Genomic DNA, 5,553 nt, shown 5'->3' with positions numbered 1-5,553 from the left:
TCCTCCGCCGGGGTGGTCGCCGGAGCGCCCCGTGCTATGCTGGACATTTCTGACTCCCTAAACTTTATCTTTATATTTTGTCTGGTGGCTTTATTTCCGAGTAGGAAGGCCACCGGAAACAAAACATCCATTCAGACGGTACAGAGGTTATATTCGGAACGCGACAAGGAAATGCCGCAATCTTGGCGCGCGGATTGTCGCACCTCAGTGCAGTTTTTAGGTGCAGTGCAGCAATAAAAAAACGCCCCCCGAAGTCTCCGGGGGGCGTTAATTCATCGATCTTCCAATAATAAGACGCTTAGGACATCCGCTTGCGGGCCTGCTGCAACTGCAAACCGGAGAGGAAATCGAACGCGCCCGATGCCAGTTTCTCGAACTTCAGCGACAGGGTACGCTTACGCGGATCGACGCGAATAACGCGCACCTGCGCGGCATAATAGGCCGCGCCTGCCTTAGCGCTCGCCACCGTAAAGGTAATCTGGAAGCGGTTGTTCGCCTTCAACTCGCCCACGTAATTGCCGACCATCACGCCGCCGAGCGACCAATCGATCGTCTCGAAGCTATCGTGAAAAATGCCGATGCGTAAGACCGGGTCGGTAAAGCGGCGGTTATCGCGCTTCTGATGGGCGGCGAGACCCTGGCCATCCTTGGCGGTATTCTCCGTGCGCGCGGCAACGGCCATACCTTCTTTCATACGACCCGCGCCTGGACGCGGCGCACCCCCGCCCGAACGATCCAGGGCGCGTTCCTGCCGGTCGAATTCATCGGCGGCATCGAACTGGCTGGAAATCGCGCGACTCCGCTGCGCCCGCTCATGGTCAACCTTGAGCGTGGCCATCAATTCCCGAGCCAAACGAGACCGGCTATCCTCACTCATCGGCGGCAGATCCTCTGTCCTCACTGCACCCCGGCCCCGAAAAGCGGGGGACCGATCACAGAAAAACCATATGGCATTTTAAGGGAAGCATATTCGTTAAGGCAAGAGACCATATCGCCCCTCGCTCTTTCCCGAACCGCCGCCTCGGCAGCGGGGCGTGATGGGGCTGTGACTGGAAAGCGACGGCCGCGTGTGCAACGCAGCTTGTATCGCGCGCGCGGGCGGATTATTCTCCGCGCCCACTCAGTAGGCCGCGCTTCCGGGCGCAGATCTGACCGTATGAGATAGCCGGACCGGAGAGGTTAATAGGGCATGGAAAAGGTGCCGATGACAGCCAGCGGCTACGCACGGCTGACAGAAGAGTTGAAGCATTTGAAGACGGTGGAGCGCCCAGCGGTGATCCGTGCCATCGCCGAAGCGCGCGAGCATGGCGATTTGTCGGAAAACGCCGAGTATGCGGCGGCGCGCGAGCGGCAAAGCTTCATCGAAGGCCGTGTGGCCGAATTGGAGGATGTGATTTCGCGCGCCGATGTCATCGATCCCAGCAAATTGACCGGCTCGACCATTAAATTCGGGGCGAACGTCAATCTGGCCGACGAGGACACCGGCGAAGAGCAAAACTTCCAGATCGTCGGGCAGTATGAGGGCGATGTGAAAGCCGGGTTGCTGTCGATCACGGCTCCGCTGGCCCGTGCCCTCATCGGCAAGTCGGTCGGGGATTCGGTGGAAGTCACCACGCCGCGCGGCTCGAAATCCTATGAGATCGTCGGTATTAGCTTCAGCTAACCGAGGGACTTAAATCAAAAAGGGCGGCCCGCGCGCCGCCCTTTTTGCTTGAGATCAGCTATGGCTGCCGTCGGCCTCGTCGATGTCGATCGGCACGCCCGGCATATCTTTGGTCGTGCGCATCACCAACGCCGAGCGGACATGGGCGACATTCTTGGCCGCCGTCAGTTTGGTGGTGAGGAAACGCTGATAATCCTCCCAATCCTGGGCGACGACTTTCAGCAGATAGTCCACATCGCCGGTCAGCAGGGCACATTCGCGCACTTCCGCCCAGTGGGAGACCATCTCTTCGAAGGCACGCAGATCGACATCCGACTGACTGGACAGGCCGACCTGGGCGAAAACCGTCACCCCGAAGCCCAAAGCTTCCGGGTTGATATCGGCGTGATAGCCCCGGATGAGACCGGATTTTTCCAGAGCGCGAACCCGGCGCAGGCACGGCGGCGCGGAGATGCCCACCCGTTGCGCCAGTTCCACATTCGTCATGCGCCCGTCGGCCTGGAGATCGCGGAGGATCCGCCGATCGATCCGGTCCAACTTGATTTGTCGCATTTTTACGATCCGCTCTTGGGGTTTCTAGACATATAATTTCTTATAACCTCTCTATTCGGTTACGTCATGCCCAATTCGCAGCCCCTCTCCCCCTCCGATCCCCGGCTTTCGTCGGCTCTGCCGCCGCTGACGGTGTGGCTCCTGTGCGACGATAAGGCGGGGACGCTCAATCAAGCGCGCGGTTTGGCCGAAAGATTGGCGGGGCTTTTGCCGAGGCCGCTTGACGTTCAGGAACACCGCGCCCGCGCGATAGTTCCGTTCAAATTTCTGCCCGCGCGCCTGTGGGAATTCTTCGGTATCCGCTGCGTCATTGCCGCCTTGATCCCGCCGCTCGCGCCGCCCTGGCCCGATCTGGTCATCGCCGCTGGCCGTAGTGCCGTGGCCCCCGCCGCCGCGATTCGGCGCGTGAGCCACGGTAAAACCCGCGTCGTGGCGCTCCAGAACCCCCGGCTGCCGCTGGCGCGCTTCGATTTAGTCATCGCGCCGATTCATGATGGGCTCGCGGGCGAAAATCTGGTGGCGCTCGCCGGTGCCCCCCATCGCATTTCCGCTGCCCGTCTGGCCGAGGCCAAAGCGCAGCCGCCCGCCGATCTCGCGGCGCTGAAGGCCGAGGCGCACGCCGCCGGAAAACCCTTCGTCGCCGTGCTTCTCGGCGGCAATAGCGCGCGCTATCGCTTCGATTCTGCCACCGCCGACCGATTGGCGCGCAATCTCGCTGCCCTGGCCGAAACGGGCGCGCGCTTGGCGATCACCCCGTCGCGGCGCACCCCACCCGACGCCATAGCCCGGCTGCAAGCCGCCCTTCGGCCCTATCCGCATTTCTGGTGGGATGGAACCGGCGAAAACCCCTATCTCCCCCTGCTGGCGCTCGCCGATCATCTGCTGGTGACGGGCGACAGCGTCTCGATGCTCTCGGAAGCCGCCAGCACGGGCAGGCCGGTCTATCGCATTGATCTGCCGGGTAAACCGGGCAAATTCGCCCGCTTTCATCGCAGGTTGGAGAGTTTGGGCCTCGTTCGGCCCTTCACGGGCGTGCTAATCGAGACGGTACCGCCGCCGTTCGACGAAACCGGGCGGGCTGCCGCTGCGGTTGCGGCCTTGTTTCCCGCAGGGGCTTTTCCGCCGGATCAGAAAAGCGTATGACCCCCCTATGATTCGTCTGCTGCGCCAAACGCCCCATTCGCCCGTGCCTGGGCCGCCTCCCTCGCGCCGGTCGGGGGGCTCCTCGCCGGAAGAAAATCCCCGCTGGCTAAGGCTTACCCAAGGGGTCGGCCCCTGGGCAGGGCTGCTGGCGCTCTGCCTCGTGCTGTTTCTGCCGGGCCTGCTGACGCTGCCGCCGTTCGACCGCGACGAAGCGCGCTTCGCTCAAGCCAGCCGCCAGATGATTGAGAGCGGCGATTATATCCGCATCTCCTTCCAGCATGAGCCGCGCAATAAGAAGCCGATCGGCATCTATTGGGCTCAGGCGGCGTCCGCCCATCTGTTCGGCGGCGCGGAAGCCCCCATCGGGGCCTATCGTCTGCCCTCGGCGTTGGCGGCCACCGCCGCCGTGCTGCTGCTGTTCGCGGGCCTGCGCCGACAGACCGACCCTGCGACGGCTTTTCTCGCCGCCTCCTTGCTGGCGTCGACGCTACTGACCGTTGTCGAAGCCCATCTCGCCAAGACCGACGCCGCCCTGCTCGCCTGCACCGTCGGCGCGCAAATGGCGCTGCTGCGCGCCTATCGGCCCGCCGGCGAGGAGGTCGCTCTGCCCCTGCGCTATACGGCCCTGTTCTGGGGCGCGCTGGGGGCGGCGATTCTAGTGAAAGGCCCCGTGGTGCCGATGGTGGTCGGCGTCACGCTGCTGGCCCTCGGGTTTGCCGATAAATCCTGGGGATGGCTGAAGCGCCTGCGCCCGCTGATGGGCCTGCCGCTCGCCGCCCTGATCGTCGCGCCCTGGACCCTCGCCATTCTGGCCCAGCCGGGCGGCGGCAGCACGGCGACGGGCGGGAATTTTTTCGTCGATGCCATTCGCGGCGACCTGCTGCCAAAGTTGATCGGCAGCCAGGAAGGCCACGGCGCACCGCCGGGCCTGTATCTGGCCCTGCTCGCCGTGACCTTCTTTCCCGGCACACTGCTCTTGATCCCCGCCCTCCGCGCGGCCTGGCAAACCCGGCTCGACCCGTTGGTGCGCTTCGCCCTCGCCTGGGTTCTTCCCTGCTGGCTGATTTTCGAGTTGATCCCAACCAAGCTGCCCCATTACGTGCTGCCGCTCTATCCGGCGCTGGCGCTCTTGGTCGCCCGCTTCGCGCTGACGGCGGTAGTGCATCAGGTAACACCGTGGACGGCCCGCATTTCGCAACTGCTGTGGGGACTGGCGGCGCTGCTGCTGGCAATCGTGTCGGTCGGGATCGGGCTGTATTTGGATCACGCGCTGAACCCGCTGGCGCTGATCGCTGCCGCCGTCTTCCTCATTGGCGGCGGGCTTACCCTGCGCTGGGTGTGGATTGGCGCGGGGGCTCCGGCCCTCGTGAGCGCGATTACGGTCGCCGCGCTCGGCTATGGCGCGCTGCTTTCGGGCGTGCTGCCCGCCAGTTCCGGCTTCTTTCTATCGCGCAGCTTGGCCGCCCAGGCCGAGACGCTTGCCCCCGGCGCGCGGCTGGTGGCGGCGGGCTATGCCGAACCGAGCCTTGTTTTTCTGACCCAAACCACGACCCGTCTGACCGATGCGGCCACCGCCGCCCAACTTTTGGCCGACCGGCAGGCCGATCTTGCCTTGATCGGCGACCGCGACATCACCAAGTTCCGCGAAGCTGCCGAGGCGGCCAAGCTGCCCGTGGAGGCGCTGAGCATCGATCGGGGCTATAATTACTCCAAGGGGCGATGGGTGACGGTCACTTTCTTTAGGCGCGCGGGCTAATTCATGCGCGCAGTTTTGGTCTTCTGTGCCGCAGCGCTGCTGGGGGCGCTGTTCATCGCCGTGCCGGAGATCGACCGCAGCGTCGCCGCCCTCGGCTATCGGCCCGGTGCCGGGTTCGTGCTCGGGCAGGCCGCGCCCTTCCAGTTCCTACACGATGCCGTGCCCTTCCTCGTCGCGCTGATTCCCCTGGGCGCAATCGGCTTTTGGCTCGCCCGCCGCGTGACGGGCCGGGAAGCCGCCTTTCTGCTGCTCGCCGTCGGGCTCGGGCCGGGATTGCTGGCCAATACGATTCTGAAAGACAATTGGGGCCGCGCCCGCCCCTCCCATCTCAGCGAATTCGGCGGCACGAAGAGCTTCTCGCCGCCGCTGATCCCCGCCGATCAATGCCCGAAGAACTGCGCCTTCGTGTCCGGCGATGCTGCCGGCGGCTTCGCGTTTC

General features: G+C 64.2%; 6 protein-coding genes and 1 pseudogene. 5 read left to right on the top strand and 2 right to left on the bottom strand.

Going from position 1 to position 5,553, the window contains the following annotated elements; translation table 11 throughout:
• Positions 1 to 237 (top strand): hypothetical protein (locus VZ95_RS26770; protein ID WP_232302530.1); only part of this gene is annotated, 237 nt, incomplete at its 5' end.
• Between the two features lie 61 nt (positions 238 to 298).
• Here VZ95_RS26770 and VZ95_RS07095 read toward each other — a convergent pair.
• Positions 299 to 838: a hypothetical protein gene (locus tag VZ95_RS07095; protein WP_045775236.1), complete on the bottom strand. Its 540-nt coding sequence runs from the start codon at positions 836 to 838 to the stop codon at positions 299 to 301.
• A 351-nt stretch (positions 839 to 1,189) separates the two neighbouring features.
• Between VZ95_RS07095 and greA the strand changes: the two genes are divergently transcribed.
• A complete protein-coding gene (gene greA, locus VZ95_RS07090; protein ID WP_045775235.1) occupies positions 1,190 to 1,663 on the top strand; it encodes a transcription elongation factor GreA in 474 nt (157 codons plus the stop codon).
• Between the two features lie 54 nt (positions 1,664 to 1,717).
• Here greA and VZ95_RS07085 read toward each other — a convergent pair whose 3' ends face one another.
• Positions 1,718 to 2,215 carry an Lrp/AsnC family transcriptional regulator gene (locus VZ95_RS07085; protein ID WP_045775234.1) on the bottom strand — a complete coding sequence of 166 codons (498 nt, stop codon included), beginning with the start codon at positions 2,213 to 2,215 and terminating at the stop codon, positions 1,718 to 1,720.
• 66 nt (positions 2,216 to 2,281) lie between these two features.
• Here VZ95_RS07085 and VZ95_RS07080 point away from each other — a divergent pair, with 66 nt between their 5' ends.
• From VZ95_RS07080 to VZ95_RS07070, 3 genes and pseudogenes are all read left to right on the top strand, one after another.
• Entirely contained in the window at positions 2,282 to 3,358 is a 1,077-nt protein-coding gene (locus VZ95_RS07080; RefSeq protein WP_045775233.1) for a mitochondrial fission ELM1 family protein, read from the top strand.
• Positions 3,359 to 3,365: 7 nt separating this feature from the next.
• Positions 3,366 to 5,114 carry an ArnT family glycosyltransferase gene (locus VZ95_RS07075; RefSeq protein ID WP_052711562.1) on the top strand — a complete coding sequence of 583 codons (1,749 nt, stop codon included), beginning with the start codon at positions 3,366 to 3,368 and terminating at the stop codon, positions 5,112 to 5,114.
• 3 nt (positions 5,115 to 5,117) lie between these two features.
• Positions 5,118 to 5,553: pseudogene (locus VZ95_RS07070) on the top strand (phosphatase PAP2 family protein); the annotation flags it as partial.

The organism is Elstera litoralis (assembly GCF_000963705.1).
Classification (GTDB): domain Bacteria; phylum Pseudomonadota; class Alphaproteobacteria; order Elsterales; family Elsteraceae; genus Elstera; species Elstera litoralis.
Note: the sequence above shows the minus strand (reverse complement) of the source record. Positions and strands in the feature narration are given on the sequence as shown.

Excerpts from the sequence above, each read along its gene's own strand:
- greA (WP_045775235.1), top strand. The coding sequence starts at position 1,190 with ATGGAAAAGGTGCCGATGACAGCCAGCGGCTACGCACGGCTGACAGAA.
- VZ95_RS07075 (WP_052711562.1), top strand. The coding sequence starts at position 3,366 with ATGATTCGTCTGCTGCGCCAAACGCCCCATTCGCCCGTGCCTGGGCCG.
- VZ95_RS07085 (WP_045775234.1), bottom strand. The coding sequence starts at position 2,215 with ATGCGACAAATCAAGTTGGACCGGATCGATCGGCGGATCCTCCGCGAT.
- VZ95_RS07095 (WP_045775236.1), bottom strand. The coding sequence starts at position 838 with ATGGCCACGCTCAAGGTTGACCATGAGCGGGCGCAGCGGAGTCGCGCG.
- VZ95_RS07080 (WP_045775233.1), top strand. The coding sequence starts at position 2,282 with ATGCCCAATTCGCAGCCCCTCTCCCCCTCCGATCCCCGGCTTTCGTCG.